The sequence below is a fragment of the Flavonifractor sp. DFI.6.63 genome (assembly GCF_024462255.1).
In the GTDB taxonomy this organism is placed as follows: Bacteria; Bacillota; Clostridia; order Oscillospirales; family Oscillospiraceae; genus Lawsonibacter_A; species Lawsonibacter_A hominis.
This window is the reverse complement of record NZ_JANGBE010000051.1, coordinates 1-14,658: the sequence shown is the minus strand read 5'-3', so window position 1 is coordinate 14,658 and position 14,658 is coordinate 1. Positions and strand designations below refer to the sequence as shown.

The 14,658-nt window shown below is 61.4% G+C and carries 15 protein-coding genes and 1 riboswitch; of the genes, 13 read left to right on the top strand and 2 right to left on the bottom strand.

What is annotated here, in order from left to right:
• Nucleotides 1-286: transposase (locus tag NE547_RS17235; protein WP_256176548.1), on the bottom strand; the 286-nt coding region annotated here is incomplete at its 3' end.
• Between the two features lie 425 nt (nt 287-711).
• Between NE547_RS17235 and NE547_RS17230 the strand changes: the two genes are divergently transcribed.
• The 9 genes from NE547_RS17230 to frlD all read left to right on the top strand — a co-directional run bounded on the left by NE547_RS17230 (nt 712) and on the right by frlD (nt 9,042).
• Nucleotides 712-1,461: a GntR family transcriptional regulator gene (locus NE547_RS17230; protein WP_186906618.1), complete on the top strand. Its 750-nt coding sequence runs from the start codon at nt 712-714 to the stop codon at nt 1,459-1,461.
• Nucleotides 1,451-2,176 carry a GntR family transcriptional regulator gene (locus tag NE547_RS17225; protein WP_256176547.1) on the top strand — a complete coding sequence of 242 codons (726 nt, stop codon included), beginning with the start codon at nt 1,451-1,453 and terminating at the stop codon, nt 2,174-2,176. The genes NE547_RS17230 and NE547_RS17225 overlap by 11 nt, the downstream gene beginning before the upstream one ends.
• Before the next feature lie 182 nt (nt 2,177-2,358).
• Nucleotides 2,359-3,462: an ABC transporter ATP-binding protein gene (locus tag NE547_RS17220; protein WP_256176546.1), complete on the top strand. Its 1,104-nt coding sequence runs from the start codon at nt 2,359-2,361 to the stop codon at nt 3,460-3,462.
• Entirely contained in the window at nt 3,456-4,340 is an 885-nt protein-coding gene (locus NE547_RS17215) for an ABC transporter permease (protein WP_186906621.1), read from the top strand. The genes NE547_RS17220 and NE547_RS17215 overlap by 7 nt, the downstream gene beginning before the upstream one ends.
• Before the next feature lies 1 nt (nt 4,341).
• On the top strand, nt 4,342-5,208 hold the full coding sequence (locus tag NE547_RS17210) for an ABC transporter permease subunit (protein ID WP_256176545.1): 867 nt from the start codon (nt 4,342-4,344) through the stop codon (nt 5,206-5,208).
• Nucleotides 5,209-5,262: 54 nt separating this feature from the next.
• Nucleotides 5,263-6,336, top strand: a complete 1,074-nt coding sequence (locus NE547_RS17205) for a spermidine/putrescine ABC transporter substrate-binding protein (protein ID WP_186906623.1) — start codon at nt 5,263-5,265, stop codon at nt 6,334-6,336.
• 58 nt (nt 6,337-6,394) lie between these two features.
• A complete protein-coding gene (locus NE547_RS17200; RefSeq protein ID WP_186906624.1) occupies nt 6,395-7,387 on the top strand; it encodes an SIS domain-containing protein in 993 nt (330 codons plus the stop codon).
• Between the two features lie 57 nt (nt 7,388-7,444).
• Nucleotides 7,445-8,260, top strand: a complete 816-nt coding sequence (frlC, locus tag NE547_RS17195) for a fructoselysine 3-epimerase (RefSeq protein ID WP_186906625.1) — start codon at nt 7,445-7,447, stop codon at nt 8,258-8,260.
• Nucleotides 8,257-9,042, top strand: a complete 786-nt coding sequence (gene frlD, locus NE547_RS17190) for a fructoselysine 6-kinase (protein ID WP_186906626.1) — start codon at nt 8,257-8,259, stop codon at nt 9,040-9,042. The genes frlC and frlD overlap by 4 nt, the downstream gene beginning before the upstream one ends.
• Nucleotides 9,043-9,321: 279 nt before the next feature.
• Here the strand turns inward: frlD and tsaA are convergent, their stop codons facing one another.
• Nucleotides 9,322-10,014: a tRNA (N6-threonylcarbamoyladenosine(37)-N6)-methyltransferase TrmO gene (gene tsaA, locus NE547_RS17185; RefSeq protein WP_256176544.1), complete on the bottom strand. Its 693-nt coding sequence runs from the start codon at nt 10,012-10,014 to the stop codon at nt 9,322-9,324.
• Nucleotides 10,015-10,385: 371 nt separating this feature from the next.
• On the opposite strand from tsaA, the gene ppdK reads away from it, so the two are divergent.
• From ppdK to NE547_RS17165, 4 genes are all read left to right on the top strand, one after another.
• Nucleotides 10,386-13,028: a pyruvate, phosphate dikinase gene (gene ppdK, locus NE547_RS17180; RefSeq protein ID WP_256176543.1), complete on the top strand. Its 2,643-nt coding sequence runs from the start codon at nt 10,386-10,388 to the stop codon at nt 13,026-13,028.
• 90 nt (nt 13,029-13,118) lie between these two features.
• Complete coding sequence (locus tag NE547_RS17175; protein ID WP_186906629.1) at nt 13,119-13,295, top strand: DUF6017 domain-containing protein; 177 nt, start codon at nt 13,119-13,121, stop codon at nt 13,293-13,295.
• 20 nt (nt 13,296-13,315) lie between these two features.
• The gene (locus NE547_RS17170; protein ID WP_186906630.1) at nt 13,316-13,549 is read left to right on the top strand and encodes an EAL domain-containing protein; all 234 of its coding nucleotides are present in this window, start codon (nt 13,316-13,318) and stop codon (nt 13,547-13,549) included.
• An 8-nt stretch (nt 13,550-13,557) separates the two neighbouring features.
• Nucleotides 13,558-13,637, top strand: a riboswitch (cyclic di-GMP riboswitch).
• 78 nt (nt 13,638-13,715) lie between these two features.
• Entirely contained in the window at nt 13,716-14,543 is an 828-nt protein-coding gene (locus tag NE547_RS17165) for a hypothetical protein (protein WP_256176542.1), read from the top strand.
• Nucleotides 14,544-14,658: the final 115 nt, after the last annotated feature.

Below are 14,658 nucleotides of genomic sequence, written 5' to 3'. Positions count from 1 at the left end.
TCTCTCGCCGGCGATACCGCTCAATGATGGCTGTTTCGAAAGAGACACCCTTAAGGCGAGGTACATGGAGCGTGACGTCTCCGGAGGTGGTGGTATGGTTCCGGTCATAGTGGCCGCTGCGGTAGCCCTGGCGGGCCTCATTGCGCTCGTAACGGGCCGCCTGGGTCAGCTTCTCCGCCTCCGCCTCCAGCAGCTCATTCAGGGTTTCTTCCACGCTGCCACGGACCAATTCCTTGATCTGACCCTTGATTACTTCCTCGTTCAGTTGTACAATTTTCTCGGACATGGTTTACAGACTCCTTTCAGAATGGTGTGTCGTAACTTCATTCTACCAGAGATCTGCAAACCATGTCTTTTTATCCCTTTTTCAATTTGCGCAATTTATCTTACCTTATCACAAGATTTGAGTGCTTTCTTTTGTTCTACGTATTGTACCGGATCATGTCGGGCTGTCTTGCTGGTGATAAGCAGGTTTGCAGGCATTCAAAAGGTTCTAGGGCCGTATCTCCCGATGCCGTTTTCGGTCCTAAGCGCGGAGACGCACACTTTGTCTTGTGTGAGCCTCCGCTTTGTTTTTTGACCGGCCATCAGGTTTTGCACAATGTTTGAACGGCGCTTGCCAGGGGCCATACGAAGGGTTGAGGCAAACTGCCGCTTGCGGGGCAGGGGCGGCTATGCTATGATAAAGTCATACCAATTTGGAGGAGATCGATGGTGGACAAGGTCAGACGATACACCCCTCGCCCACGGCAGGCGGCCCAGGAGGCCATCGAGGCATATATCATAAGAAATCAGATGAAGGGCAACGACAAGTTTCCGCCCGAGCGGACCATGTGCCAGATGTGGGGACTGAACCGCAGCACGTTGCGCAGCACCCTGGCCCGGATGGTGAGCGACGGGCGCGTGCATGCGGTCCAGGGCAGCGGGACCTGCTTTACCCCGCGGGTAGACCGGGTGCTGCAGGATCTGAAAAGCTTTACCCAATACGCGGCCGATCTGGGCATGAAGCCGGAAACCCGGCTGCTGGGTCTTTCCATGGTGGAGTGTGATAAACAGCTGGCACGGCGCTTTCAGCGTGTGCTGGGAGAAAGGCTGTACCGTGTCATCCGCCTTCGGATGCTGGACGGGACCCCGCTCATGATCGAGACCGCCTATATCCCCGCTGCGCTGACCCCGGGGCTGGAGGAGCGGGATTTGGTGGGCGGGTCCCTCTTTGCCGTCATGGAGGAGAACTATCACCTGATCATGCACCACGGCTATGAGAGAATCAGCATTACCACCACTACGCCCGAGGAGGCCGATTACCTGGGGACGGCGGCTGGGGTGCCTGCCTTCTGGATCGTCAGCGAAGTCTATGGCGACGACGGGTCCCTCATTGAATATTGCCGCACCATCGGGCGCTGTGACCGGATGCAGATGAGCAGCACCCTCTACTGGATCGGGGGCGGGGATGAAGGATAAACTGACCGACCGTTCCCCTCTGCACACCCAGCTGCGGGAAGTGATTCGCGCTAAGATCGACGAGGGAGAGTATCCGCCGGGAACGTGCATCCCTTCGGAGAGCCAGCTGTCGGAGGCCTACGGCCTCAACCGCCTGTCGGTGCGGAGCGCCCTGGCGGCGCTGGAATATGAGGGGCTTCTCCACAGTGTGCAGGGCAAGGGCGTTTTTGTCACCGCCCCCAAGCTGGAACGGGACATGGAGACCCTGGGCGGCTTTCGGCAGACCATGCGGGAGCGGAGCCAGCGCCCCGGCACACGGGTGCTCCTCAAGGCGCTTCGGCAGGCGGGACCCCTCTACGCTCAGATCCTGGGCTGTGCCCCGGAAGAGGACATCTGGTATGTCCGGCGCATCTGCCAGGCAAATGGGAAGCCCATCGCGCTGGAGGAGATCTTCATTCCCACCGACGTGGTACCCGGCTTTGAAGAGGTGGACATCAATCTCTTCTCCATCTTCGAGGTCTATCGATGGAATGGGATCTACCCGGTTCGGGGGGAACAGCGTCTTGCCATCACCCATCTGGATCCGGCTGAGGCCAGGCTGATCGGCCTCAGGGAGGAGAACGCCGTCCTGGAGTTTTCCGGCGCCACCTACGACCGGGAGGGGCGGGCCATCGAGTTCTCCCGCAGCTATACCCACAGCGACCGTTGCGAGTTCCTGGTCCATTTTCAAAGGTAAATATTATACCAATTTATGCTTTGGTATTATTTCATGACCGCTATTTTTGGAATAGTGGTCATTTTTTATGTTTACGCCTTGTATAATATACTAAAAACTGTTTAGAATGTACATTTTACATTGAAATTGGTACGAAAAAGATATATACTTATCTCATCCTGGAGAGCAAAGGAGTGGGAGGAATGGCAGCTTCCATCGTATCTCTGCGGAATGTGGAGAAATGGTACGGCAATAACCATGTCGTCAAAGACATGAACCTGGAGATCGAAGAGGGAGAATTTTTGACGCTGCTGGGGCCGTCCGGCTGCGGAAAGACCACGACCCTGCGCATGATTGCGGGCTTCGAAGACGCCACTGAGGGCAGCATTGAGGTCCAGGGCGTCCGCGTGGAGGAGAAGGAGCCCTTCCAGCGGGACGTGAACACGGTCTTTCAGAACTATTCCCTCTTCCCGCACATGACGGTGTATGACAATGTGGCCTATGGTCCCACCATCCGCAAGGTACCCAAGGACGAGATCCGCCGCCGGGTGACCGAGATGCTGGAGCTGGTACAGATGGCCGACTACGAAAAGCGCAAGCCGGAGGCCCTGTCCGGCGGCCAGAAGCAGCGCATCGCCATCGCCCGGGCGCTCATCAACAACCCCAGGGTCCTGCTGCTGGATGAACCGCTGGGAGCCCTGGACCTGAAGCTGCGTAAGCAGATGCAGATCGAGCTTAAGCGCCTTCAGAAGAAGCTGGGCATCACCTTCGTCTATGTTACCCATGACCAGGAAGAGGCCATGACCATGTCCGACCGCATCGCGGTCATGCGGGACGGGGTCATCCTGCAAATGGGCGCGCCCATGGAGATCTATGAGCGCCCGGCCACCCGGTTTGTGGCCGACTTTATCGGTGAATCCAACGTGCTGGAGGGCAGAGTGACCGGCGTGGAAGAGGGCGCGCTTTTGGTGGAGACCCCTGCGGGGGGCGTCCGGTGCCGGGGCCGGGGCTTCGGGGTGGGGGACGCGCTGTGCGTGGCCATCCGGCCCGAGTACCTCCGCGTTTCCAGAGAACCGGTGGCCGGGTTTTCCCTGCCTGCAACGGTGAAGGACTTCATCTATATGGGCGCCCTGATCAAGACCAGCCTGGACCTGAAGAACGGCCAGGAGGTCAAGCTCTCCCGCCTGGAGGCCGACCCCGCGCTGCGGGAGGGGGACGCGGTGCATATCTGGTGGGAGGACGAGAAAGCGGTCGCCATCCATGACGACTCCGGGGAGGGCGCGGTCCGGGAGGCGGCGGTATGCTGAAGCGCGAAGGAACGCGCCGCGGGAAAAAGCGGCACAGCCGCCTGCCCCTGCTGGCACAGGCGGGGCCCGTCTCCCTGTGGATGATCCTGTTCGTCACCATCCCCATGCTCTTTATCATTTACATCAGCTTTATGACCCGGGGCACCTTCGGCGGCGTGGAGTATGTATTCAGCACCGACAGCTATCAGACGCTGCTGGATGTGGTTTATTTCAAGGTCATTGCCAAGAGCTTTCAGGTGGCCGTGGTGACCACGGTGCTGTGCCTGCTGGTGGGCTATCCCTTTGCGTACTATATCGCCCGCAAGCCGCCTGAGGTGGCCTCCCGCCTTATTATGCTCATCATGATCCCCTTTTGGACCAATTCGCTGATGCGGCTGAACGCCTGGATGCTGCTGTTTCAGGCCAACGGCCCGGTGAATCATGCGCTGATGGCCCTGGGGCTGACGGCTGAGCCCATAAAGTTCATTTACACCGATTGGCTGGTCATGCTGGGCCTGATTACCAATATGCTGCCCTTTGCGGTCCTCCCCATGTACTCCTCCATCGAAAAGCTGCAGAAGTCGATGCTGGAGGCCTCGGCGGACCTGGGGGCAAAGCCGTCGGTCACCTTCCTGCGGGTGACCCTCCCCCTGACCTTCCCCGGTATTTTCTCCGCCATCATTCTCACCTTTATCCCTGCCCTGGGCATTTACACCGTGACCGACATGCTGGGCGGCGGCAAGGTGCTCTACATCGGCAACATCATCAAAAACCAGTTCGGCGCCATCCGGAACTGGCCCCTGGGCGCGGCGCTGAGCGTGCTGCTGCTGGCGATCACCGCGCTGCTCATCTTCATTTATATGCGCTTTGCCAAACTCGAGGATATGGAGGTGGTGTGACGTGACGAAGAACAAACGGCTGCGCCGCCGGAAAGCGGCGCGGATCTTGAGCAACCTCTACGCCGTGCTGGTCTATTCCGTCTTCTATATCCCGGTGGCGGTAATGATCGTATTCTCCTTTAACGACGCCAAACGAAACTACTACTGGCAGGGGTTCACCACCGAGTGGTACGGTAAGCTGTTCTCTTTTGCAAATACCGACTTGTGGGACGCGCTGCTTTATTCGCTGATCATCGCCGTGCTGGCCACCCTGATCAGCGTGACCATCGGCGTTTTGGGCGGGATCGGGCTGAAAAAGTTCGAGTTTCGGACCAAGCGCTTTATCAACATGATGATCTATGTGCCCATTATCGTGCCCGAGATCGTGCTGGCGGTGGCGATGCTGATCATTTTTATGACGGTGGGCATCCGCCTGGGCATGGGCACCATCCTCATCGGCCACTGCACCTTCTGCATCCCCTACGCCGTGGTCACCATCAAGGGGCGCATCACCGGCGACAGCGAGACGCTGCAGGAGGCGTCCATGGATCTGGGGGCCAACCGGTTCCAGACGTTCTGGAGGGTCACGGTGCCCAGCATTATGCCCGGTATCCTTTCCTCCGCCTTCCTGGCGTTTACCCTGTCCATCGACGACGTGGTCATGTCCAATATGCTGGCCGGGCCGTCTCAGTCCACTCTTCCGGTGCTCATCCTGTCGCTGAACCGTACCGGAATCACTCCCGACGTCAATGCGCTGACCACCGTGATGGTGGCCCTGATGGTGGCGGGGATGCTGGCGCTGAACGGCGTGCAGCGGTACCTGAAAAAACGGGAAAACCGGCTTGCCGCAGAGGCGGAAGCCAAACGCTCATCCGCGCACGCCGCTTGACCGGTCCGGCCGGCGGCGGAAGATATGTGATTATTTGTAGGAGGGAACAACAAAATGAAAAAAGCACTGACTCTGATCCTGGCGCTCACGCTTGCGCTATCCCTGTGTGCCTGCGGCGGAGGAGACCCCAAGCCCACCGGCAGCGGAAACGAACCGTCCGCCGCCAGCAGTGAGCTGAACATCTTCATGTGGGGCGACTACATCTCCGAGACCCTGATCTCCGACTTTGAGAAGGCCAACAACTGCACCGTCAACCTAAGCTATATGTCCGACAACGCCGACTCCATCACCAAACTGACCGCCGGCGCCGGCGACAGCTATGACCTGATCATGACCTGCGACGCCTACATGGAGTCCCTCATCAAGGGCGGCTATCTGGAACAGCTGGACCATGAGCAGATTCCCAACGCCGACGCCAATATCAACGAGGCCTATTGGTTTGGCGACAACCGGGACTACTGCGTGCCCTATCTCATGAACTATATCTATATCGTGTACGATACCGAGCGCTGCCCCATCGACATCACCTGCTACAACGACCTGATCCGGCCGGAGATGGCCGGCCAGATCGGCAGTATTGACGGTGCGCGCAACCTGTTCCCCATGGCTCTGATCGCACTGGGCTATGATCCCAACTCCACCAATGAGAGCGAGATCAAAGAGGCCTATGAGTGGCTGACCAAGTTCAACGAAAACGTGGTCGCCTATGGCGCCACCCAGGAAAACATCGTAAACGGCACCATCTCCTGTATGCTGACCTATGACGGAAATGCCTCCTGGGCCATGAACGAGCTGGGCGAGAACAACACCCTGACCATCGCCCCCTTTACCAGCGACCCGGTACAGCTTGGCTTTGACCTGTTTGTAGTACCCAAGGGCGCCAAGCATACCGACCTGGCCCATAAGTTCCTCAATTACATCTGCGAGCCCGAGGTCATGGCCGCCAACCTGGTGGACTTCCCCTATTCCTGCCCCAACGACGCCGCCGTGGCCGCCGCCAGCGACGCGTACCGCAACGACCCCGCCTTTGATTTCGACTATAAGACCAACATCTTCTTCCAAAAGGACGTGGGCGACGCGCTGGCCATCTATGACCAGTACTATCAGATGCTGAAGGTCGGCGAATGATCAATCCGCGCGAAGGCTGATATAACAAAAGCCCTCGGCAAAGAGGAGAGAAGTATTCATGGTAAAATTTGAGGAAGAGACGTATCTGGACAATGTCCGCGGCGCCCTGGCGCTGAGAGGACAGATCGAGGCGATCGTGGACGCGGCGGCCGGTCAGTGCGGCAATCTGTGCTGGCTGGGCATCGGCGGGACGTGGGCCAGCTGCCTTCAGACCACGGTACACATGAAGGAGCGCAGCGCCATGGAGGTGTTTGCCCTCAACGCCGCCGAGTACAACACCACCGGCGACCGGCGGGTGGGGGAGCGGACCTTCGTGGTCATCTCGTCGGTGACGGGCACTACGGAGGAGATGTGCGCGGCGGTGGAAAAGCTCCACGCCGCCGGCGCCCGGGTGCTGGGGTTCATCGACAAGGAGGACTCCCCCCTGGCCCGGGCGGTGGACTGGTGCATCAGCTTCCCCCACAACGAGCAGCTGAAATTCTTCATGACGGCGGACCGGTTCATGTTCCTCCGGGGCGAGTTCAAAGACTACGACCGCTACTACGCCCAGCTGGACGCCTGTCTGCCGGAGGGGCTGGCCGCGGCGGAAAAGGCCGCCGACGAGTTTGGCCGCTCCTTCGCCAAGGCGCACATGAACGACAAGCTCCACTATTTCGTGGGCGCGGGCACCCTTTACGGCGCCACCTACTCCTATGCCATGTGTTACTGGGAGGAAATGCACTGGATCCGCACCAAGTCCATTCACGCCGCGGAGTTCTTCCACGGGATGCTGGAGATCGTGGACCGGGATACCCCGGTGACCGTGTTTGTTGGAGAGGACTCCCAGCGTGAGCTGGCCCTGCGGGTGGCCCACTTCCTGCCCAAGGTCTGCGGCAATTTCTGCGTGATCGACACGGCGGATTACCCCCTGGAGGGCATCGACCCGGAGTACCGCGGCAGCCTCAGCCACCTGCTGATGCACGCGGTGACCAACCGTATCGACGCCCATTTGGAGGCGCTGTCCGGCCACGATATGAAGCTGCGGCGCTATTACCGCCAGATGGAATATTGATGCTGACCGCGCGGGGCGGAGGACTCTCCTCCGCCCCGCGCCCGTTGCGGAGGAGACATGAAATTCGGACTGTTTACCTGTGGATATCAGCGCGCCGCGCTGGAAGATGCGTTTGCAGACGCCGTCCGTTTCGGATATGATTATATTGAGCTCTGGGGCGGGCGGCCCCACGGGTTTGCCCCGGATCTGCTTTCTGGCGATGGAGCGGAGGTCCGGGCGCTGATCCGGCGCTTTGGGGTGCCGGTGAAGGTCTATACCCCGGAGCACAACGCCTACCCCTACAACTATATGCTGGGCAGCCCGCGGCAGTGGGAGGACAGCATGGAGTACCTGGAGGCCGCCATCCGGGCCGGAGCCGCCGTCGGAGCGGAGTACACGCTCGTCTCCATGGGACACAGCGGCGGCCTCCCGCCCCAGGAGAGGACGCGGCGCCTGGAGCGCAGCCTGCTCCGCCTGGCAGACGCGGCACAGCGCCTGGGCCACGCCCTGGTGGTGGAGAACCTGACCCCCTGCGAGTCGGACGTGTGCACCGACCTGGACTCCTATGCCGCCCTGCTGGAGCGCCTGGATCATCCCGCCCTGTTCGGCATGTGCGATGCGGCGGCGCCTTTTGTGCAGGGCGAGGACCCGGCGGATTATCCCCGCCGCCTGGGGAGCCGGATGCGGCATCTCCACCTGGTGGATTCCGATGGGGTCAGCGAGACCCATCTGGTGCCCGGCGAGGGCGTGATGCCGCTGGGCCGGGTGCTGCGGGACATCCGCGCGGCGGGCTATGACGGCGCCGCCACCCTGGAGCTGGTAACCCACTATATTGACGCCCCCTCCCGGTATGCGCGGCTGGCGCTGGAGCGGGCAAAGGAGCTGATGGTATGAAGATTGCCTGCGTAGGCGATAACTGCGTGGATTATTACGACAACACCGGCGAGGCGTTTCCCGGCGGGAACCCGGTCAACGTGGCGGTCTACGTCCGCCGTATGGGCGGACAGTCCGCCTATCTCGGCGCGGTGGGGAGCGACGAATACGGCGGGCTGATCCTCCGGGCGCTGGAGGAAAAGGGCGTGGATGTGCGCCGGGTGAAGCGCCTGCCCGGAGCCACCGCGCTCAGCCACGTCTGTCTCATCGACGGCGAGCGGGTGTTCGGCGACTACGACGAGGGCGTGATGGCGCAGTTCGTTCTCGCGCCCGGCGATGTGGAGTTCCTCTGCTCCCATGACCTGGTGGTGTCCGGGCTGTGGGGGCGTGTGGAAAAGAGCCTGGCCCAGATCGCGGCCCGGGGGGTGCCGGTCGCCTTCGACTGCGCCGAGCGGCCGGAGGACGAGGCCGCCCAAATCGCCCTTCCCCATACCACACTGGCCTTTTTCTCCGACGACGCCAGCGATTTGGAGCGCCTGAAGGAGCGTCTGACGGCGGTGGCGGCGCTGGGCCCCCGGGTGGTCGTGGCGACCCGGGGAGAAAAGGGCAGCGTGGCCTTTGACGGCGCGGCGTTCCATACACAGGGCGTCCTGCCCTGCGTGGTGAAAGACACCATGGGGGCGGGGGACAGCTACATCGCCGGGTTCGTGATGGAATATCTGCGGGGAAAGGACATCCCGGCCTGCATGGCCGCCGGCGCGGCCAGCAGCGCCGTGACACTGGGCTATGTTGGCGCATGGTGATCGCGACCGGTTTCCCCCTTCGTGCCAATGCAGGGGGCGCGTGCGCCCGAATGCCGGCCGCCGGCGCTGCGTGTTGCACATGATTATACCAAGACCTTCCGGGCGCCGGGATCGCCGGGGCCCCGGTCCTGCCGGAGGTGCCGGTGGCCGCTGGAGCCAAAAAGGCGGATACGACTTGAGTCGTATCCGCCTTTTTGGAGGGCGCACGCCGGCCGCGCCCCAAGGGGAACTTACATCCGGGGCCGGCAGCCCCGCCTGGAAAAGCCCGGCTGCATTGACTCAATGCGCGGGCAGCGGACGCACATCCAGAACGGTAAGAAGCTGGCCGCACACAGAAAAACGAACGTTTAAGCCCGCAAAATCCAAGCCGTAGACCCGGTCCGGATCCTTTTGATAGGCCGGGCGGGGGTCGCAGGAGAGCACGCCCGTCAGGGCCGCCCGCTTTTCCGGGGGCACCCGCTCCAGCAGGCCGGGCGGAAAGACGACCTCCAAAACCGTGTCCGCGCCGGGGGCAAAGCCGGCGGTGGCCTCGGGCCGGATATCGGAATAGGGCAGATAAGGCTTGATATCGAAAATAGGCGTGCCGTCCACCAGATCGGCGCCCGCCACCCGCAGCACAGGCCCCAGCCCGGGCTGCTCCTCCACTCCAAGCAGCCGCACGCAGGAGAGCCCGATGGGATTGGGGCGGAAGGGAGAGCGGGTGGCGAAGACCCCCAGCCGCGCATTACCGCCCAGCCGGGGCGGACGGACCGTCGGGGACCAGGTCTTCCGCACCGCCTGGGAAAATTGCCAGATCAGCCAGATGTGGGAAAAGCCGTCCAGTCCCCGCAGCGCATCCGGGTTGCGGAATTTCGGTTCAAAGACCACCAGAGCCTCCAGCGCGTCCACCAGGCCGCTCTGCCGGGGGACGCCGAATTTGGTGGGAAAGTCGCTCCGGATGCGGGCGATGCATTTCATGAGCAGATCCGTCATGCCATTGCCTCCTCTGTGTACTGCTCCGATTGTAGCGCCTTATGGGCCAAAAGGCAAAGATTTTTTGCCTGTGTGCAGCAGCTTGCCTGACGAAAGGGGGTTGCGGGCGGAGAGGAGGCCGGCCAATGGAACAGGGAGGCGCGGCGGAAGCAGGCCGTCGGCGGAACTGTGCGGAGCCTCGCCCTGCCGGCGCCCGCTTTCCCCGTGTAAATGCACACCGCGGCCGCCCTTTCGGGAAAACAGATCATATGGCAGGGGGAAATGGAAAACAAGGAGTGGATTATGGACAAAATCGGATGGTTTTGTATTGCAATTTATGATGCAAATGATATAATAATGCCCGTAACGACTATCTTAGGAGGAATGTGACTATGGCCAACGCGCATAAGTACGTGTACCTGTTCTCTGAAGGCAACGGCTCCATGCGGGAACTGCTGGGCGGCAAGGGCGCCAACCTGGCTGAGATGACCAATCTGGGCATGCCGGTACCCCAGGGCTTCACTGTGACCACCGAGGCATGCACCCAGTATTATACGGATGGCCGCCAGATCAATGAGGACATCCAGGCCCAGATCTATGAGTACCTGGGCAAGATGGAGGAGATCTGCGGCAAGAAATTTGCCGATCCCGTCAATCCTCTGCTGGTCTCGGTCCGCTCCGGCGCCCGGGCTTCCATGCCCGGCATGATGGACACGATCCTCAACCTGGGCCTGAACGACACGGTGGTGGAGGGCCTGGCCAAGTTTACCAACAACCCCCGCTTTGCCTACGACTCCTATCGCCGGTTTATCCAGATGTTCTCCGACGTGGTCATGGAGCTGTCCAAGAAACGCTTTGAAGAGATCATCGACGCGCTGAAGGAGAAGAAGGGCGTCAAGCAGGATGTGGAACTGGACACCGACGATATGAAAGAGCTGGTGCGCCTGTTCAAGCAGTTCTATCAGAACGAGAAGGGCGAGGCCTTCCCCCAGGACCCCAAGGTGCAGCTGATGGAGGCGGTCAAGGCCGTGTTCCGCTCCTGGGACAACCCCCGCGCCAACGTGTATCGCCGCATGAACGAGATCCCCTACGACTGGGGCACCGCCGTCAATGTGCAGTCCATGGTCTTCGGCAATTCCGGGGACAACTCCGGCACCGGCGTGGCGTTTACCCGCAACCCGGCGACCGGTGAAAAGGCCCTGTTCGGCGAGTACCTCATCAACGCCCAGGGCGAGGATGTGGTGGCCGGCGTGCGCACCCCCTCCCCCATCTCCAAGCTTCATGAGGAGATGCCCGCGGTATATGAGCAGTTTGCCGAGATCGCCAATAAGCTGGAGCAGCACTATAAGGATATGCAGGACATGGAGTTCACCATCGAGAACGGAAAGCTCTACATGCTCCAGACCCGCAACGGCAAGCGTACCGCCGCCGCCGCCCTGAAGGTGGCCGTGGACCTGGTGGACGAGGGGATGATCAGCGAGAAGGAGGCTGTGCTGCGGGTGGAGCCCAAGCAGCTGGACTCCCTGCTCCATCCTCAGTTTGACGCCGCGGCCCTGAAGAAGGCCGAGATCGTCGGCAAGGGTCTGGCCGCTTCCCCCGGCGCCGCCTGCGGCAAGGTGGTCTTCACCGCCGAGGAGGCCAAGCAGTGGCACGAGCGGGGCGAGAAGGTCATCCTGGTCCGCCTGGAGACCTCCCCCGAGGACATCGAGGGCATGCAGGTGGCCCAGGGCATCCTGACCGTCCGGGGCGGCATGACCTCCCACGCCGCCGTGGTGGCCCGCGGCATGGGCACCTGCTGCGTGTCCGGCTGCGGCGAGATCGTGGTGGACTATGACAACAAGTGCTTTACGCTGGCCGGTAAGACCTATCGGGAGGGCGACTGGATCTCCATCGACGGTTCCACGGGCAACATCTACGGCGAGGCCGTGCCCACCGTGCCCGCCGACCCCTCCACCGGCCCCTTCGGGCGCTTTATGGGCTGGGCCGACCAGTACCGCCAGCTTATGGTGTACACAAACGCCGATAACCCCCGCGACGCCGCCCAGGGCTATGCCTTCGGCGCCCAGGGCATCGGCCTGTGCCGCACCGAGCATATGTTCTTCGAGGGCGAGCGCATCAAGGCGATCCGCGAGATGATCGTGGCCGACAACGTGGACGACCGCAAGAAGGCCCTGGCTAAGATCATGCCCTATCAGCAGGGCGACTTTGAGGGCATCTACGAGGCCATGGAGGGCCAGCCCGTGGTCATCCGCTTCCTGGACCCCCCGCTGCATGAGTTCCTCCCCACCAAGGAGGAGGACATCCAGGAGATCGCCAAGGAGATGGGCATCTCGGTGGAGAAGCTCCGCAACGTCATTGCCTCGCTGCATGAGTTCAACCCCATGATGGGCCACCGTGGCTGCCGTCTGGCCGTCTCCTACCCGGAGATCGCCGAAATGCAGACCACCGCCGTCATCAACGCCGCCATTAACGTGCAGAAGAAGCACCCCGACTGGAAGATGGTCCCCGAGATCATGATCCCCCTGGTGGGCGAGGTCAAGGAGCTCAAGTACGTCAAGGACGTGGTGGTGGCCACCGCCGACGCGCTCCTCAAGGCCGCCGGCAGCGACATGAAGTATGAGGTCGGCACCATGATCGAGATCCCCCGCGCCGCCCTGACCGCCGACGAGATCGCCAAGGAGGCCGAGTTCTTCTCCTTCGGGACCAACGACCTGACCCAGATGACCTTCGGCTTCAGCCGCGACGACGCGGGCAAATTCCTCTCCTACTACTACGATAAGAAGATCTATGAGTCCGACCCCTTTGCCCACCTGGATCAGAAGGGCGTGGGCAAACTGGTGGCCATGGCCGCCAAGCTGGGCCGCGAGACCCGTCCGAACATCCATCTGGGTATCTGCGGCGAGCACGGCGGCGACCCCACCAGCGTGGAGTTCTGCCACAAGGTGGGCCTGGACTATGTGTCCTGCTCCCCCTACCGCGTGCCCATCGCCCGGCTGGCCGCCGCGCAGGCCGCCATCAAGAACCCCAGAAGTTAAAAGAATTCCGCCGCGTCAGGCGCCCCGGTTCACACAAGGGACCGGGGCGCCTTGCTGCGTCTGCGGAACGATACACAGAACAGTGGATATTTGCAGTATCCTGTAGTAGAATTAAACTGTCACAAAAGCGAAAGAGCCGCCTATGTCCGCAACATCAAGAACTATCTGCTGGTGGCCCTGTATGACGCTCTCAGCACCATCAACAGCCACTATTCTTCCCTGACGCAGCACGATATGTATGGGGCCGGGGAAAGGGGGCGCGGCTAAGGGATGTCGCCGCATCGGTCATGGAGCGCTCCCGAACGCTCGGCGCGCTTACGGTGGCCGAGGGGATCGAGACGCCGGAACAGCTTGCATTCCTGCGGGCGGTGGGCTGCGATCTGATCCAGGGCTGCATTTATGCAAAGCCGCTTCCCGTTCCGGCGTTTGAGGCGTGGCGCGCCGCGCGGGGACAGAACGCCGGGGCGGATCTTTCGCGAAACGAACGGATTGACAGCGGACCGAAACAGGAGTTACAATAAAAACGAACAAAATACGGTGGCAAACCCGCCGAAAGGCGGCGACGCAAAGCTAAAGGGCCTGTATGGATGATGGCAGCCAGCTGCACGATTTCAGTTTAGCCCTGCCATACCCTGGCAGGGCTTTGCATTTGGCGCGGACGGCAGAGAGGTGAGGAAAACGGGACGTTTGAACAGTCGGGGCTGGGAGTGCCTGCTGGTGCTGGGCGTTTTGCTGACGGTTGGGCTCTCCCTGAGCGGGATCGTCCGGCAGAAGACGGACAGGGCCCTGGAAGACGTACGGGAGCTTTCGGCAGGCTGGTACCGGCTGGAGGACGGACGGCGCTTTGCGGTGCAGGTGCCGGGGACGGTCGTGCTGGAGGGCGGGGGAGACCTGGTACTGTACAACGACAGCCTGACCGATGCCGACCAGGGCGCGACCCTGACCACCCGGGGGGCGGTCTACCGGCTGCAGATCGCGCTGGGGGACGAGGTGCTCTACGCCTATGACGATACGGCGTTTCCGCGCAACAAGCAGATGCGGGCCAAGCTGGACTGCAACGCCGTGCTGCCGGAGGAGACGAGCGCGCAGCCGCTGGTGCTGAGCTATGAAGATCCCGGGGACGGCCGCTTTGTCCTGGCGGAGGTCTATCTGGGCAGCAGCAGCGCGGTCTTCCGCCGGCACTGCGCGGGAGACGCCTTTACCCTGCTGATCGTATTTACCATGGCCCTTATGAGCGTGGCGGCCACCGTGATCGCCCTCTACCTGGCCAAGGTCCATATGCAGGACCGGCGCTTCGGCGATGTGGCCTGCTTTCTGCTGCTCTGCGGGGCCTGGTGTGCGCTGGACTCCTCGCTGGTCCAGGAGCTGAGCGGCCAATCGCCGCTGGTGTGCTATCTGTCCTTTTATGCGTTCATGACGCTGGGGATCCCCATGCTGCATTTTGTGCGCAACACCGGGGAGATGAAGCGCTTTCGCAGCCTGAACGGATGCATCGGCGCATTTTGGGGCTGTTGACAAAGCCCGCGTATCACTGGAAATATGATATAATGAAAAAAGAGCGGAGAGGGGGATGGGAATGCAACTGAAGCTGCACATGGTGACGATAGAAGATTTGGTCCCTGAGGGACAC